General features: G+C 55.1%; 15 protein-coding genes. 7 read left to right on the top strand and 8 right to left on the bottom strand.

The window, feature by feature from the left end:
• Positions 1 to 7: 7 nt before the first annotated feature.
• From Q0955_RS16135 to Q0955_RS16115, 5 genes are all read right to left on the bottom strand, one after another.
• Entirely contained in the window at positions 8 to 1,006 is a 999-nt protein-coding gene (locus Q0955_RS16135) for a type I glyceraldehyde-3-phosphate dehydrogenase (RefSeq protein ID WP_299426200.1), read from the bottom strand.
• 166 nt (positions 1,007 to 1,172) lie between these two features.
• Positions 1,173 to 1,991: a bifunctional allantoicase/(S)-ureidoglycine aminohydrolase gene (locus Q0955_RS16130; protein ID WP_299426197.1), complete on the bottom strand. Its 819-nt coding sequence runs from the start codon at positions 1,989 to 1,991 to the stop codon at positions 1,173 to 1,175.
• 135 nt (positions 1,992 to 2,126) lie between these two features.
• Positions 2,127 to 2,783, bottom strand: a complete 657-nt coding sequence (locus tag Q0955_RS16125; protein WP_299426194.1) for an SOS response-associated peptidase — start codon at positions 2,781 to 2,783, stop codon at positions 2,127 to 2,129.
• Positions 2,783 to 3,088, bottom strand: coding sequence for a DUF1992 domain-containing protein (locus Q0955_RS16120; protein WP_299426191.1), 306 nt, complete (start codon positions 3,086 to 3,088; stop codon positions 2,783 to 2,785). Before Q0955_RS16120 ends, Q0955_RS16125 begins: the two co-directional genes overlap by 1 nt.
• Positions 3,089 to 3,152: 64 nt before the next feature.
• Positions 3,153 to 4,712 (bottom strand): bifunctional metallophosphatase/5'-nucleotidase, encoded by a 1,560-nt coding sequence (locus Q0955_RS16115; protein ID WP_299426188.1) that lies wholly within the window; start codon positions 4,710 to 4,712, stop codon positions 3,153 to 3,155.
• Positions 4,713 to 4,834: 122 nt separating this feature from the next.
• On the opposite strand from Q0955_RS16115, the gene Q0955_RS16110 reads away from it, so the two are divergent.
• Genes Q0955_RS16110 through arsC form a run of 3 tightly spaced genes read left to right on the top strand, consistent with a single transcriptional unit; the run spans position 4,835 to position 6,575 of the window.
• Positions 4,835 to 5,176, top strand: a complete 342-nt coding sequence (locus Q0955_RS16110; protein WP_299426186.1) for a DUF952 domain-containing protein — start codon at positions 4,835 to 4,837, stop codon at positions 5,174 to 5,176.
• The gene (locus tag Q0955_RS16105) at positions 5,173 to 6,240 is read left to right on the top strand and encodes a quinone-dependent dihydroorotate dehydrogenase (RefSeq protein ID WP_299426183.1); all 1,068 of its coding nucleotides are present in this window, start codon (positions 5,173 to 5,175) and stop codon (positions 6,238 to 6,240) included. The genes Q0955_RS16110 and Q0955_RS16105 overlap by 4 nt, the downstream gene beginning before the upstream one ends.
• Positions 6,237 to 6,575, top strand: a complete 339-nt coding sequence (arsC, locus tag Q0955_RS16100) for an arsenate reductase (glutaredoxin) (protein WP_299426181.1) — start codon at positions 6,237 to 6,239, stop codon at positions 6,573 to 6,575. The genes Q0955_RS16105 and arsC overlap by 4 nt, the downstream gene beginning before the upstream one ends.
• Positions 6,576 to 6,582: 7 nt before the next feature.
• Here arsC and Q0955_RS16095 read toward each other — a convergent pair whose 3' ends face one another.
• Both Q0955_RS16095 and Q0955_RS16090 read right to left on the bottom strand, forming a co-directional pair.
• A complete protein-coding gene (locus tag Q0955_RS16095; protein WP_299426179.1) occupies positions 6,583 to 7,776 on the bottom strand; it encodes an aminotransferase class I/II-fold pyridoxal phosphate-dependent enzyme in 1,194 nt (397 codons plus the stop codon).
• A gap of 57 nt (positions 7,777 to 7,833) precedes the next feature.
• Complete coding sequence (locus Q0955_RS16090) at positions 7,834 to 8,508, bottom strand: HAD-IA family hydrolase (protein WP_299426176.1); 675 nt, start codon at positions 8,506 to 8,508, stop codon at positions 7,834 to 7,836.
• A 134-nt stretch (positions 8,509 to 8,642) separates the two neighbouring features.
• Here Q0955_RS16090 and glmU point away from each other — a divergent pair, with 134 nt between their 5' ends.
• From glmU to moaA, 4 genes are all read left to right on the top strand, one after another.
• Positions 8,643 to 9,998: a bifunctional UDP-N-acetylglucosamine diphosphorylase/glucosamine-1-phosphate N-acetyltransferase GlmU gene (gene glmU, locus Q0955_RS16085; protein ID WP_299426173.1), complete on the top strand. Its 1,356-nt coding sequence runs from the start codon at positions 8,643 to 8,645 to the stop codon at positions 9,996 to 9,998.
• Positions 9,998 to 11,821, top strand: a complete 1,824-nt coding sequence (gene glmS / locus Q0955_RS16080) for a glutamine--fructose-6-phosphate transaminase (isomerizing) (protein ID WP_299426171.1) — start codon at positions 9,998 to 10,000, stop codon at positions 11,819 to 11,821. Before glmU ends, glmS begins: the two co-directional genes overlap by 1 nt.
• Entirely contained in the window at positions 11,821 to 12,498 is a 678-nt protein-coding gene (locus tag Q0955_RS16075) for a DNA alkylation repair protein (RefSeq protein WP_299426420.1), read from the top strand. The genes glmS and Q0955_RS16075 overlap by 1 nt, the downstream gene beginning before the upstream one ends.
• Before the next feature lie 124 nt (positions 12,499 to 12,622).
• On the top strand, positions 12,623 to 13,627 hold the full coding sequence (gene moaA / locus Q0955_RS16070; protein ID WP_299426168.1) for a GTP 3',8-cyclase MoaA: 1,005 nt from the start codon (positions 12,623 to 12,625) through the stop codon (positions 13,625 to 13,627).
• On the opposite strand, the gene Q0955_RS16065 is transcribed toward moaA, so the two are convergent.
• Positions 13,624 to 14,658: a LacI family DNA-binding transcriptional regulator gene (locus tag Q0955_RS16065; RefSeq protein WP_299426165.1), complete on the bottom strand. Its 1,035-nt coding sequence runs from the start codon at positions 14,656 to 14,658 to the stop codon at positions 13,624 to 13,626. The genes moaA and Q0955_RS16065 overlap by 4 nt on opposite strands.
• Between the last annotated feature and the right edge of the window lie 176 nt (positions 14,659 to 14,834).

Below are 14,834 nucleotides of genomic sequence, written 5' to 3'. Positions count from 1 at the left end.
GCGCAGCTCAGCGCCGCCCCATTGCTCTGGCCATATCCAACATCCGGTTGGAAAAGCCCCATTCATTGTCATACCAGCCAAAGACGCGCAGAAGCCCGCCCACCGACACGCTGGTCTCTCGTTCACTCACAATCAGCGATTCCGGCCGCGCCCGCAGGTCGGTCGAGACAAGCGGCTTGGTGCTCCAACCCAAGATACCATCTCTCTCCGTCGCTGCTTTCAAACAGGCGTTAACCGCATCAACTGACACATCTTTTTCAGTCTGTATTGTCAGATCAATTGCAGACACACTGGCCGTTGGCACCCGAATAGCACGCGCTTCGACACGCCCTTTCAGATGTGGCAAAACCTTATCAATCATCCGCTGCGCCGAGGTGGTGGTTGGCACCATCGACAATGCAGCTGCCCGACTCCGCACCAAATCTGCACGTGGCTGGTCAACAGTTGGCTGACTGCCCGTATAGCAATGCACCGTCGTCATATGGCCGCTGATAAGGCCAAAGCCTTCATCCAATACCCGCATCAACGGCGCGAGCGCGTTGGTGGTGCAAGAGGCGTTTGACAAGATCTTCTGATCCTTCAAAAGCTCCTGATTGGCGCCCAGAACAATGGTGTCATCGGCCTCATCGGAAGGTCCAGAAATCAACACCTTAGAGGCACCAGCGGCCAATCCACGTTCAGCGATTGCCCGTGCGCCCGCCATGCCGGTACATTCCAGCACCACGTCGACATCACGAAGATCCAAGATGCTCAGGTCGCGCTCGGCAGAAAACGGAATGTTCAGCCCGTCAACAGTGAGCACCGCAGCTTCCGCCTCAACGGATCCTGGGTAAGCGCCAAAAACACTATCGAACTCAAATAGATAGGCACAAGTCTCCAGCGGCTCGATGTCGTTGATGCCAACGATCTCAAACTCGGGATGCTGACCCTTTGCCAGGATACGCAAAACCGTCCGGCCAATGCGGCCAAACCCGTTGATGAAAATCCTGATCTTGCGCTCGCTCATGACACGCGTTCCATTTTGTCCTGAAAGGCCAATTGATAGGGTTTGCTCTGCAATTGCCACCCCAAAAGGGGCGGAAAATCCGCCCTCATGCGTTTGTTATCGCTATCAAGCAAAGGCGTTTTGCCACAACCCAATCAGTTGCTGGCAAAACTCCCTTTTGGCCATCTCAAAGCGTCATGTGACGGTTCACATCTTTGTATAGCAGGTAGCGGAACTTACCTGGCCCACCTGCGTAACAGGCCTGCGGGCAAAACGCGCGCAGCCACATGTAATCGCCCGCCTCGACTTCAACCCAATCCTGATTGAGCTTGTAGACCGCTTTGCCCTCCAGCACGTAGAGCCCATGTTCCATCACATGTGTCTCTAGAAACGGGATCACGCCGCCGGGCTCAAAGGTCACGATGTTCACATGCATGTCATGGCGCAGATCGTCCGGCTCCACAAACCGTGTCGTGCCCCACTTGCCATCTGTGTCCGGCATAAAATTGATCGGCGTGTCTGCATCTGACGTCACAAAGGCCTCAGGAAGGTCGATACCTGCAACCGCCTCATACTTCTTGCGAACCCAGTGGAATTTCGCGGGCGCTTCACTTGTATTCTTCAGCGTCCAGTTGCTGCCAGCAGGCAAATAGGCATAACCACCATTGCCAAGCTCATGCTGTTCACCCTCGATCGTGACAACGATGCTGCCTTCAACCACAAACAGCACACCTTGCGCTTCTGGATTAAGTTCCGGCTTATCGCTCCCCCCATCAGGGGACACTTCTGCGATATAGTGCGAAAACGTTTCCGAAAATCCGCTCATTGGCCGCGCAATCACCCAAACGCGCGTGCCTGTCCAAAATGGCAGGTTGGACGTGACGATATCGGTGAGAGTGCCTTTCGGAATGACGGCAAAGCTCTCAGTGAACATCGCTCTATCAGTGAGCAATTGGGTTTGCGGCGGCAGACCGCCTTGCGGTGCATAGTACGAAGACCGGGACATAGGACCCTCCAAAAAGTTCATCCCATCATCTCAGGCCAACCGCTTGACGCCAAGGCACTACCGGCCCTTGTGAAGCTGAAGGATTGTCGCAGATTTCTTGAAAATCCACGACTGACCTTCGTCAAAAATCGAATACTAGATCGGATCGATCAACTCAGGCCCCGCCGCACGATTGGAGTTCACCGCGCGATCAACCTGATGAAAAGACAGGAGATCTTCATCCGCCGCCTTCATCAGAGTGGCCGCCCCGTGCCCCTGTTCGCCAAGCCACAATCCCCAATTTTCCTCGTCAATCACAACAGGCATCCGGTGGTGGACTTGAGACATGGCTTCGTTGGCAGCGGTGGTCACTATCGCGCAGGTGCTCATGGCCTCGTCGCCCTGTGCCCACTCTTGCCACACCCCAGCCAACGCCAAGGGCGCGCCCGCAGAAATGTACCACGGCCAACGCAGGCCTTCGCTGTCCTTGGTCCACTCGTAAAACCCAGTCACCGGAATCAGGCACCGCCGCTCCCGACAGGCGTTTCGAAACGCAGGCTTTTCCGCCAAAGTCTCCGCGCGCGCATTGATCAGCAATGGCCCGTCCGTGGCCGTTTTGTACCAATGCGGGATAAAGCCCCAGCGCATCGACACCAACCGCCGCGCCGCTTCCCCTTCCCCCAACACCACATGGATCTGATTGGTGGGGCAAACATTGAAGTTGGGCACTTCAGGCAGGTTGTTGGCAGGTGTGGCCGCAAACAACTGCGCCATCGCATCGGTCGGCAAGGTGATCGCAAACCGTCCGCACATCAGCGATGGGCCTTCCGCGCCAGCTCGATCCTGGCGTCCATCATTGACATCTCTTTCATGATCTCTTGCCGCCGTGTCCGATCTCCAGTTTCTCGCAACTCTTCCCGCAGTTTTGCCAGCTCCCGCGACAAGGACACGAACTCTGGCACCCCTCCCGCCTCTTTTACCAATCGGTTTAACAGCGCATTTTCGGGATCTTCTTCTTGTTTCAGGGGCTTGCCCGCCCCCTCAAGGTTGTCAAAATCACCGGCCTTTTCCGCGTCGCGGATTTTTTGGTTAATCAGATCGATTAGGGGATGGTCCATGACTGCCTCAAAAAAAACCCCCGCCAGTTTCCTAGCGAGGGCATAGATCGTCAAGTCAGACGAATTACTTCATGGTGATGCGACCATCCAGGTACGGCTTGAACGGGCCTTTCGCCGCCAGATACTCAGCAGTTACATCGGCCAGATCCGGGCCATAGTCATAGGCGTTCTGCGCATCGCGGAACATTTTGTAGCCGTCACCGCCATTACGCACGTAGTTGTTGGACACCACGCTGTAGAGCTCACCTGCGTCAATTGGCTCGCCGCCAACCATCACGTCGCTCACACGACTACCGGCCTCTTTGCTCGCATCAAAGGCATATGACATGCCCGCAACTTGTGGGAAACGACCGGCACCTTCTTCGTGCTGGCTCACGCCATTTTCCAACGCAGCAACAAGAGTTTCGCCGGTGACTTGGAAAGTTGACAGTGTGTTCTGGAACGGCAGCACGGTCAGCACCTCGCCCATAGTCACTTCACCTGCATCAATGGAGGCACGGATACCGCCCCCGTTTTGTATGGCAACTTGCACACCTTGGTCTTTCACACGATCCAGCATCGCATCGGCAATCAGATTGCCCATGGTGCATTCGCCGGCACGGCAAGACCCACGCTCACCATCAATCGCTTCCGCAGCCTCGGCAACAACACGGTTGCGGATTTCATCCAGTGGAGCGGCCGCCTCCGCAATGCGCGCCTTAGTGGCTTCGTCTTCCGCTACAGCCGCATCCATGATGATCGGCTCACCGGCCGCTTCAACAATCTCGCCTGCGTCGTTGAAGGTCACATTCAACTCGCCAAGGAATTTGCCGTAAGCGTAAGCAGACACAATCGCCGTAGAGCCAACCATGGTTGGATATGGACCTTCCGCGCGATCAGACGTGTTGGACAGCAGCGTGTTGGTATGGCCACCCACGATTACATCTACACCCGTGGTGTTGGCCGCAACCTTTTGATCGACACCATAACCAGAGTGACTCAACACGATGATTTTATTCACACCCATTTCAGTCAGTTTATCAACTTCACCCTGAACTGCCTCGGAAGGGTCAGTGAAGATCACGTTTGGACCGGGGCTGGCCAACTCATCGGTGTCCTGTGGCGTCAGGCCAATTAGGCCAATCTTCTCGCCACCACGTTCGATCACGGTTGATTTCAGCAGCTTGTCTGCCAGCAGCTCTTCACCGGAAAAATCAGCGTTGGACATCAGCACAGGAAAATCAACTGCGTCCATAAAGCCACGCAGCACTTCCGGGCCATCGTCAAACTCGTGGTTGCCCACGGTCATGCCGTCGTAGCCAAGCTTGTTCATCATCTCCGCGGCAAGCTTGCCCTTATAGTATGTGTAGAACAGTGTGCCCTGAAATTGGTCACCGCCATCCACGAGGATCGAGTTGTTGGAACGCGCACGCGCATCCGCCAGCGCTGTCACGAGACGCGCGGAACCGCCAAAGCACTTGCCTTCAGCGTTGGAGTCTTCGCTACAACCGGAGTCGTATTTGGAGATGGGCTCAAAACGGGCGTGAAAATCATTGGTGTGCAAAATCGTCAGCGTGTAGTCCGCTGCGGCCATTCCGGCTGTTACGGCCAGTGCTGCCGCCCCTGTCATCAGTCGAGTAATCATGGAGAATCCCCTCTCTTTTTATCGTTCAGTCAATATCGTGCCGTTTAATCGGCTCAAATGTCAAAGATTTAACAATTCCTGTCATGCTTGACCTTGCGCCGAGTCCGTTGCATGAGCAGCTCATGCTGATCTTCAAGATATTCCGCTCCGAAGAATGGGCGGCGCTGCGAGCCGAAGGGCACTCCGTAGGCGCGCCTGTTGATGTGGCCGATGGCTACGTACACTTCTCCACGGCTGAGCAAGCTGCCGAGACTGCCGCAAAACACTTTGCAGGCGAGGAAAACCTTTTCCTGCTGGCCTGTGAATGCGACCGGTTGGGCAGTGATTTGAAATGGGAGGTCTCACGGGGCGGTGCGGAATTCCCGCATTTGTACCGCGAGCTTCGCCTGAGTGATGTCACTTGGGCGCAACCTCTGCCGCTTGTCGACGGCAAGCATGAATTCCCAGCCGGAGTATTGTCATGAGCCTAAAACGCAGCCTCGAAGCCGTGGGCATGAATGTCCTGCGCAATATGGACCCGGAAAAATCCCACGGCATAGCTCTGAAGGCTTTGGAAATGGGTATGGGCAACGCGCCGGGCGAAATCACCTCGCCGCGCCTCAAAACCACGCTCGCAGGCCTCGATCTGCCCAACCCTGTTGGGCTGGCTGCGGGGTTTGACAAAAACGCCACCGCGTTGGATGCGCTTGCCAAATCCGGCTTCGGCTTTGTAGAAGTTGGCGCCGCGACACCCCGACCTCAACCGGGCAACCCAAAACCCCGCCTGTTTCGGTTGTCCGAAGACAAAGCCGCCATCAACCGCTTTGGCTTTAACAACGACGGCATGGAGGCCATTGGCACTCGCCTTACGCAACGCCCACGCAATGCAGTGATTGGCCTCAACCTCGGGGCCAACAAGGACAGCGACAACCGCGCCGAAGACTTCGCGCGCGTGTTGGCGTGTTGCGGCGCTCATATAGATTTTGCCACCGTCAACGTCAGCTCGCCCAACACCGAGAAACTGCGTGACTTGCAGGGCAAAGCCGCCCTGTCCGCGCTCCTGGCTGGCGTGATGGAAACACGGAACAATCTTGATCGCAAGATCCCGGTTTTCCTGAAGATCGCGCCAGATCTGACCCACGACGAACTGGCAGAAATTGCGGAAGTGGCAGCGGAAAGCCAGTTGGATGCCATCATTGCCACCAATACAACGCTGTCCCGCGAAGGGCTGCAAAGTGCGGACAAAGATCAGGCGGGTGGCCTGTCTGGCGCTCCACTGTTTGAGAAATCCACTCGGGTTCTGGCGCAGCTGTCCAAGCTCACCGACGGCTCAATTCCACTGGTCGGCGTTGGAGGCGTCGGCTCTGCCGAGCAAGCCTACGCAAAAATCTGCGCCGGTGCGAGCGCGGTGCAGCTCTATACAGCCTTGGTCTATGGCGGGTTCTCCTTGGCAGAGACCATTATTCGGGACTTGGATAAACGGCTGCAAAAAGACGGCTTCACCAACGTGGCAGAAGCAGTTGGAAGCAAACGAGAGGACTGGCTATGATCACAATTTGGCACAACCCACGCTGTTCCAAATCACGCCAAACCCTCGAGCTGGTTGAAGCCAAAGGCGAAGTCACGGTGCGCCGTTACCTAGAAGGTGCCCCAAGCTTGCAAGAGCTCAGAGAAGTGCAAGTGCTACTGGGCGTGCCTGTGATTGACATGATGCGCCCGAAAGAGGCCTTATTCAAAGAATTGGGTTTGTCCAAGTCCGATGATAACGCCACCTTGTTGGCGGCGATGGCTCAGAACCCGAAACTGATAGAGCGCCCAATTGTATTGGCCAACGGAAAGGCTGCCTTGGGACGCCCTCCTGAGGCTGTGCTCGACATACTTTGAGGCTGCCTCAGCCCGCTTGATACACCGCGCTGACTTCCGACCGAATGATGCGCGCAATCAATGCGCAGTCTGCCTCGGAAAACGTCAGCGGGATGCGCATATCCACAATACCTTTTAGGATACGGTCGGTTGCAGGCATCGCCTCAGACGGCGCATAGCGCCAACTGTCGTAGCGGGACGTGAAGGCCACTGGCTCCGCGCCACCAAACCACTTTAGCTCGACACCGCGCTCGGCACAGCGGTGCAAAGCCTCGCCAATTTGCGTTTCTGTCCAATCCAGCAGCAGGAATTGAATGGAACTGCCGACGTAAGCCTCCGCTTCCGGCCGCTCAACCACTGTTAGACCGGGAGTGTCACATAGCCCAGCTAACAAGATGTCATGCCGCGCGTTCCATTTGTTTACCTGAGCATCAAGGCCCCGTAATTGAGGCCGCAAAATCGCCGCTCGCAAGTGATCCATGCGACCAGAGACATTGGGCGTGTGGTACTTAACTCGCTCAAAAACGTCCGCTGATGGCGCCGCACCATGCCGTCCATAAAGCATATAGCTGCCGGAGAGCATGACTGCCCGCGACATCAACTCCTCATCATCGCTGATCAGGAACCCACCCTCGCCCGAGTTGATGTGCTTGTAGGTCTGGGTGGAATAGCAGGCCATGGCGCCATGGCGACCCGATGCCAGCCCTTTCCAGCCCCCCCCCATTGTATGCGCGCAATCTTCAATCACTTTGATGCCGTGTGCGTTACAAATAGCCATCAAGGCATCCATGTCACAAATATGCCCGCGCATATGAGAAAGCATCAGCACATCGGCCTGATCCGCCTTGGTCTCGAGGTCATCTAGATCGATGACAAGACCTTCTGTAACGCCGACAAAAACAGGCACCGCACCAACACTGGCAATCGCCCCCGGCACAGGCGCCAAGGTAAACGCATTGGTCAACACACGATCTCCCGGGTTCACCTGCAACGCACGCAAAGCGCAGGCCAATGCATAGCCTCCAGAAGCTACGGCCAAACAAAATTTGCTCCCGACCAAAACTGCGAACTCCTGTTCAAGCTGCGAAACCTCACCTAGTTCTCCCTCGGACAGGTTGTAGCGGTGCAATCTCCCACTCCGCATGACTGCAACCGCCGCGTTAATCGCCTCCTCGGAAATCGGCTCCTGCTGCGTGAAGTTTCCGGTGAATTTCTCGCTCATATCGGTGCTCTCAATTTCCTAGTCCAGGGGGGGCTGACCAAACTGCCTCAACGAAAATCAGGAAGGGTTCCGCCCAATCAGCGCTGCCACAACTTGTGGCAAAGCCTCGTAGTCATGCAACAACGCCTCAGGCTCCAACGCCGCCATATCTTCACCGCTTGGTCCAAACGTCACCAGCACGCTCGGAACCCCCGCAGCTCGGGCGGTATTCCTGTCGGTATCACTATCACCAACAAGCAAAGTTTGCGCAGGATCGCCGTTAAGTCGCTTCGCCGTTTCAATCAATGGCAGAGGATCAGGTTTGCGTACGGGCAACGTGTCTGCTCCGACTAATGCGCCAAAGGCATCACGAACACCCAACGCTTGAAGAAGCTGCTCCGCCAATCCCTCGGGTTTGTTTGTACAAATCCCAACGCCATAGCCGAGGGATTTCAATGCCTCAACCGCGTCCATGGCACCTTTATACATCGTCGTGTGTTCAGAAATTGCACTGCTATAAGATTCTAATAGAACCGGATAGTATTTTGCGATCACGGCCTCATCCATGGCGCCAAGCCGGGTCAACCCTTCGGCCAGCATCCGCCGCCCACCGCGCAAGGCAACGCCGGCGTCGGTCTCCACACACAAAACGTCTCCATGCCCCATATCGCGGAAACAAACATTGGCGGCCGCGATCAAATCACCGCTGGTGTCCGCCAGAGTCCCGTCTAAATCAAAAACCACGGTCTTCATGTCGTGCTCCCTGCCGCCTGCGCGAGTTCTCGCGCACGGCTGTTACAGGGCGCAACCTGAATTGATGGCCCTTGGCCTTGCACCCTTCCTGCACTCGGATAAAACGGGGACAATCGAAATAAAAGAGAAATCAGATGAGCATTGCACTTGTCATCCTGGCCGCAGGCAAAGGCACACGGATGAATTCTGACCTGCCGAAGGTTCTGCACCCCATCGCCAATGCGCCTATGCTGGTCCACGCCATGCAGGCTGGAGCCACATTGGCACCGGAGCGGGTTGTGGTTGTGGCCGGTCACGGGTTTGACGCGGTGCAGTCCGCCGCTATGGATTTTGACGAGGACGCTGTTGTCGTTGAGCAAAAAGAGCAAAACGGCACCGCCCATGCGGTTGACGCTTGCCGTGACGCACTGGAAGACTTTCACGGCCACGTGATTGTGCTGTTTGGTGACACGCCCTTTGTCAGGGCCGAAACACTGGAAACCATGGTGGCTGCCAAGGCGCAAAACGCTGTGGTTGTCTTGGGGTTTGAAGCGGCAGATCCAGGAAAGTACGGTCGTCTGATGATGTCAGGAGATCAACTGGATCGGATCGTCGAGTTCGCCGATGCGACTGAAAAAGAGCGTTCCGTAACTTTCTGCAACTCAGGAGTTATGCTGGCAGATCGTGAAACACTGTTCTCCCTGATTGATGACATCACTCCAAACAATGCACAGGGCGAATACTACCTGACAGATGTTGTCGGACTGGCCCGCGACCGTGGCCTGGGTGTCACGGCTGTGGCATGTGACGAAAGTGAAACTCTAGGGATCAATTCTCGGATCCATTTGGCAGAAGCTGAGGCTATTTTTCAGGCGCGTGAGCGCCAGTGCCTAATGGACTTAGGGGTGACGCTTCAGCAACCAGACACCGTGATGCTGTCGTTTGATACCGTCGTTGGTCGCGACACTCTGATTGAACCAAATGTCTATTTTGGCCCTGGCGTAACCGTTGAATCTGGCACGCGTATCCGGGCCTTTTCACACCTAGAAGGGTGTCATGTTTCGCGCGGCGCGGTTGTTGGCCCGTACGCGCGCCTCCGCCCAGGCGCTGAACTCTCCGAAAATGTGCACGTTGGCAACTTTGTTGAAGTTAAAAATGCGCAAGTTGGCGAAGGCACCAAAGTGAACCACCTTTCCTATATCGGTGACGCAACTCTTGGAGCTTGCACGAACATCGGTGCTGGGACGATCACGTGTAACTATGATGGCGTGATGAAACACCGCACTACCATTGGGGACAAAGCCTTTATCGGGTCAAACACCATGCTTGTGGCCCCCGTGACCGTTGGCAATGAGGCGATGACCGGCTCTGGTTCTGTCATCACCAAAGACGTGCCTGAGGCTGCGCTGGCAATTGCGCGTGCAGACCAACAAACAAAACTAGGCGTCGCACGAAAGTTGTTCGAAATGTTAAAAAATAAAAAACAAAAACGCGCATTGGAGAACAAATAATGTGTGGAATTGTTGGGGTACTTGGTGATCACGAAGTGGCGCCAATCCTGGTTGAAGCGCTCAAACGGCTTGAATATCGTGGATACGACAGCGCCGGTATCGCAACCATCAATGCCGGCGTGTTGGAGCGTCGCCGCGCGGTGGGTAAATTGGTCAACTTGTCCGATTTGTTGGTACATGAGCCGTTGCTCGGAAAATCTGGCATTGGCCACACTCGCTGGGCAACACATGGCGCACCCAGTGTGACCAACGCTCACCCGCACCAGGCCGGCTCGGTGGCCGTGGTTCACAACGGCATTGTTGAAAACTACCGTGAACTGCGGACAGACCTCGCCAAGCAAGGCATTTCCTTTGTGACGGAGACCGATACGGAAACCATCGCTCTGCTGGCACAGTCCCACATACAGTCCGGCCTCCAACCCGTTGACGCTGCGCTCAAAACAGTCTCTCAACTCGAGGGTGCCTTTGCTTTGGCGTTCTTGTTTGAGGGCGAAGAAGACCTGATAGTGGCCGCGCGGAAAGGCTCGCCATTGGCCATCGGCCATGGTGTCGGAGAAATGTTCATAGGTTCAGACGCAATTGCGTTATCACCGCTCACAGATCAGATCACCTACCTCGAAGAAGGTGACAGCGCGGTTGTAACGCGTCACAGCCTCACAATACGCGATCTAGAGGGCAACGAGGTCCAACGGGAGCGCAAAACCATCAACATCGACCAAACCCAGGTCGACAAAGGTGGACACAAGCACTTCATGGCAAAAGAGATTGCCGAACAGCCTACGGTTCTGGGGGAAGCCATTCGCCACTACCTTCCCAAAGATGGCACCAAAATTGCCTTGCCGGGCGGAGACCTCGACTTCGCCAAGGTACAGCGCCTGGTGATGGTGGCCTGCGGCACCGCATCTTACGCCTGCCTGACTGCAAAATACTGGTTTGAACAAATCGCCGGCATTCCCGTGGAAGTGGATGTTGCCTCCGAGTTCCGGTATCGCGAACCCCCAATCACAGATGGCACGGTTGCATTGTTTGTCTCTCAATCCGGTGAAACCGCCGATACTCTTGCTGCGTTGCGCTATTGCTCTGGAAAAGCAGAGAAAATCGTTTCCGTCGTGAACGTGCCAGAAAGCTCAATTGCCCGGGAGAGTGATCTTGCTTTGCCCATTTTGGCTGGGGCAGAAATTGGCGTGGCGTCGACAAAAGCGTTTACGTGCCAGTTGACTGTTCTCTTGATCTTGGCACTGAAGGCAGCAAGTGACCGCAAGAAGCTCACCACTGAGGCACTGGACAGCCGATTGTCAGATTTACGAGCGTTGCCTGGCTTGGTTAATCAGGCCCTCGGATCTGAAGGCCAGATTGCCCAGATTGCGACCAAGCTGGCCGAAGCACGCGACATTTTGTTTCTCGGACGGGGGCGCATGTTCCCCCTTGCCTTGGAGGGCGCGCTGAAGCTTAAAGAAATCAGTTACATTCACGCCGAAGCTTACGCGTCAGGCGAGTTAAAACACGGCCCAATCGCGCTGGTCGATCAACACGTTCCCGTTGTAGTTCTGGCGCCTCGCGACGAGCTTTATGACAAGTCGATCTCCAATATGCAGGAGGTCATGGCACGGGCTGGCAAGGTACTGTTGATCACGGATTCCACTGGCCTTTCGCAAGGTTCAGAAGGCACCTGGGCGTCTATTCAAATGCCTCAGGTTTCTGACATTCTGTCGCCAATCCTTTACGCCATTCCCGCACAGCTGTTGGCCTATCACACTGCAATTGCAAAAGGCACAGATGTCGATCAACCCCGCAATCTCGCGAAATCAGTGACGGTGGAATGATGCAGATTCAGGATGCGCTAGGCGCGCTGGAAGCCTTAGTTGAACCCGGTCGCGCCGAGGGGATGGCAAAATACCATAAACAATCCAGGCCGGTATTAGGCATCGCCAATCCGGCTCTGAATGATATCACAAAGTCATGGCGCCAAAACCTGACGGTTGATCAACGTGTCACACTTGCGTCCGACCTCTGGCAAACAAACATTTTCGAAGCACGCATTGCAGCCGCAAAAGTCTTGACGCAAGCCCGCTTGCGACCTGACGAAGAGGCCTGGCAATTGATAGCAAGTTGGGTGCCTGAGTTCGACAGTTGGGCCATTGCGGATCACGCGTGCATGGCCGGTCAAAAACGCCTGGTAGCCGACCCGTCCCGCTTGGACATGGTGGAAACATGGACCATCTCCGAACATATGTGGACCCGACGGGCGGCCCTGGTTATCACTCTACCTTGGACCAAACAGAATTTCCCCAAACCCGCGGAGCTCGAAGCCAGAGATCGGGTTTTGGAATGGGCTGCAGGCTATGTGACAGATCACACATGGTTCATTCAGAAAGCCATTGGCTGGTGGCTTCGCGACCTGTCCAAACATGACCCAGAGCGCGTGACCGCATTCCTGGAACGTCACAGTTCCGAAATGAAGCCGTTTGCCGTCAAAGAAGCGTCTCGAAACATGCGCTAGGAAAACCAATCCTGTCTTGCTAACACCAACAGGATCACCACCAGCCGATCGCAAATTTGCAGCAAGATCGCCTACCACTTTAGCCGCTCTTGCTCATCTCCGCTTGTGCCATTACCAATATGCCATGACCACACCATTGATTGATCCGTTCCACCGCGCCGTGTCTTACCTGCGTGTATCCGTCACAGACAGATGTGATTTCCGCTGCGTATATTGCATGGCCGAGAATATGACGTTCCTCCCCAAAAAGGAGCTTCTGACGCTCGAGGAATTGGACCGCATGTGCTCTACTTTCATCCGGCTGGGCGTGGAGAAACTGCGCATCACAGGCGGGGAGCCTCTTGTGCGTCGCGACATCATGACCTTCTTCAAAGGCATGAAGCGTCATCTAGACAGCGGTGCCCTCAAAGAACTCACCCTTACAACAAATGGGTCACAACTCGAGCGCTTTGCGGAAGAGCTCTACGCGTACGGCGTGCGCCGGGTGAACATTTCTCTTGATACTATCGACGATAAGAAGTTTGCCGAAATCACGCGATGGGGCCGGCTGGAACAAGTGATGCGAGGAATCGACGCCGCACAGGCAGCAGGCCTACGCATTAAAATCAATGCTGTCGCACTCAAAGGGTTCAACGAAGACGAACTCTTCACCCTCGCAGAATGGTGCGCAAATCGTGATATGGATATGACCTGGATCGAAGTCATGCCCATGGGCGATTTGGGTAATGAGGACCGCATAGGTCAGTATTGGTCTCTAGACGAACTTCGAGGCAAACTAGCGGAACGCTATACCTTGACCGACTTGGCCGAGCGCACGGGGGGACCCGCGCGTTACGTCAAACTTGAGGAAACCGGGCAAAAAATTGGTTTCATTACCCCAATGACCCATAACTTCTGTGAAAGCTGCAACCGTGTGCGCCTCACCTGTACAGGACAGCTGTTTATGTGCTTGGGACAAGAAGATATGGCCGATCTGCGCGGCGCTTTACGCGGAAGCGAAGGCGACGCGGCGTTGGAAGATGCCATCCGAGCTGCCATTGCACTCAAACCTAAGGGACATGATTTTGATTACTCCCGCCAGAAGGTTGACGGTCAAATGTCGCGCCACATGAGCCACACAGGCGGTTAAACACGCGCCTGCGTAACGGGCCCAGTGCTTTTTCGCGCAACCAGGTAGACCGGCATCACGGTCGGTTCGTTGATGACCTTGTGGCTACCTTTCAACTGATGCAACAGTTGTCGTGCAGCCTCGTTGCCCATCTTGTTGCGATGTTGATGGATCGTTGTCAGCGGCGGGTTAAACACCTCGGTCATTTCGATATTGTCAAACCCCGTTACGGATAGATCATCAGGCACCTTCACCCCGGCATCTGTCAGCCCTGCGATCAATCCGAACGCGATCTGGTCACTTGCGCAAATCCAAGCCGTTGGACCATTTTGAAGTGTAGCCACTTTCTTGGCTGCTATTTTGCCTGCCTCTATTGAGAAGTTCCCCGGCAACATCCACGCCTGCCGCAGGTCACCACCTCGTATACGCACGAACTTTGCAAACGCTTCTTGCCTCTTCCGGGACAGTACATTGGTGCTCGGCCCGGCGACATGGCCAAACCTGCGGTGCCCTAGCTCCCAGAGGTGATCCACAAGCATGCGAATCCCTTCTGAGTTGTCCGCCCGTACGGATGGACAGGCAAATCCCTCCACCCATTCACAAGCAAAAACCACCGGAACTGTAGCTAGCACCGCTTGCAGCGCCTCAAGCTCACGCTGATCGATATCTCCATCCAAAATTATCAACCCGTCGGCTTGCCCGGCAGAGATGTATCGCTGAAGTTGGTCGCTGCTTAATGTGACGTCGCTGCTATCGGTAACAAGCAAGCTATAGTCAGACGCATTTAATTCCCGCTCCAACCCGGAAAGGATATTTGAAAAGAATGGGTTGGATAGATTTGGCACCAAAGCTAGAACCGTTCGAGACCTGTTTGTTCGCAGATTTCGAGCCGCCCTATTGACACGGTACCCCGTGTCTTGAACCGCTTTTTGAACGGCCTCCCTCGTGGCCTCAGATACCATGGAGGGGTCGTTCAAGACCCGACTTACCGTCGCGGTTGAAACCCCTGCCAAACGGGCAACATCGATAACCTTGGGCTTGGCACTTCTCATTATTATTTTTGGGCCTCAAATTATTTATTGACTCAATTCACTTCTGCGAGTTACCGATATGTAATCGATTACACACGTCTGTCAACCGGTCCAAATAATAGCGCAAATGCTTACGGCTTCGGAATGAGACGGGTATGTCTGGGAGGAGATGTAATCGATTACATGGCCGCATTGGC

Source organism: uncultured Shimia sp. (assembly GCF_947493595.1).
In the GTDB taxonomy this organism is placed as follows: Bacteria; Pseudomonadota; Alphaproteobacteria; order Rhodobacterales; family Rhodobacteraceae; genus Shimia.
The sequence above is the reverse complement of the archived record's forward strand: the minus strand, read 5'-3'. Positions and strand labels throughout refer to the sequence as shown.

What these genes read in the sequence shown, in the direction of transcription:
- Q0955_RS16135 (WP_299426200.1), bottom strand. Translation starts at nt 1,006, where the DNA reads ATGAGCGAGCGCAAGATCAGGATTTTCATCAACGGGTTTGGCCGCATT.
- Q0955_RS16130 (WP_299426197.1), bottom strand. Translation starts at nt 1,991, where the DNA reads ATGTCCCGGTCTTCGTACTATGCACCGCAAGGCGGTCTGCCGCCGCAA.
- Q0955_RS16125 (WP_299426194.1), bottom strand. Translation starts at nt 2,783, where the DNA reads ATGTGCGGACGGTTTGCGATCACCTTGCCGACCGATGCGATGGCGCAG.
- Q0955_RS16120 (WP_299426191.1), bottom strand. Translation starts at nt 3,088, where the DNA reads ATGGACCATCCCCTAATCGATCTGATTAACCAAAAAATCCGCGACGCG.
- Q0955_RS16115 (WP_299426188.1), bottom strand. Translation starts at nt 4,712, where the DNA reads ATGATTACTCGACTGATGACAGGGGCGGCAGCACTGGCCGTAACAGCC.
- Q0955_RS16110 (WP_299426186.1), top strand. Translation starts at nt 4,835, where the DNA reads ATGCTGATCTTCAAGATATTCCGCTCCGAAGAATGGGCGGCGCTGCGA.
- Q0955_RS16105 (WP_299426183.1), top strand. Translation starts at nt 5,173, where the DNA reads ATGAGCCTAAAACGCAGCCTCGAAGCCGTGGGCATGAATGTCCTGCGC.
- arsC (WP_299426181.1), top strand. Translation starts at nt 6,237, where the DNA reads ATGATCACAATTTGGCACAACCCACGCTGTTCCAAATCACGCCAAACC.
- Q0955_RS16095 (WP_299426179.1), bottom strand. Translation starts at nt 7,776, where the DNA reads ATGAGCGAGAAATTCACCGGAAACTTCACGCAGCAGGAGCCGATTTCC.
- Q0955_RS16090 (WP_299426176.1), bottom strand. Translation starts at nt 8,508, where the DNA reads ATGAAGACCGTGGTTTTTGATTTAGACGGGACTCTGGCGGACACCAGC.
- glmU (WP_299426173.1), top strand. Translation starts at nt 8,643, where the DNA reads ATGAGCATTGCACTTGTCATCCTGGCCGCAGGCAAAGGCACACGGATG.
- glmS (WP_299426171.1), top strand. Translation starts at nt 9,998, where the DNA reads ATGTGTGGAATTGTTGGGGTACTTGGTGATCACGAAGTGGCGCCAATC.
- Q0955_RS16075 (WP_299426420.1), top strand. Translation starts at nt 11,821, where the DNA reads ATGCAGATTCAGGATGCGCTAGGCGCGCTGGAAGCCTTAGTTGAACCC.
- moaA (WP_299426168.1), top strand. Translation starts at nt 12,623, where the DNA reads ATGACCACACCATTGATTGATCCGTTCCACCGCGCCGTGTCTTACCTG.
- Q0955_RS16065 (WP_299426165.1), bottom strand. Translation starts at nt 14,658, where the DNA reads ATGAGAAGTGCCAAGCCCAAGGTTATCGATGTTGCCCGTTTGGCAGGG.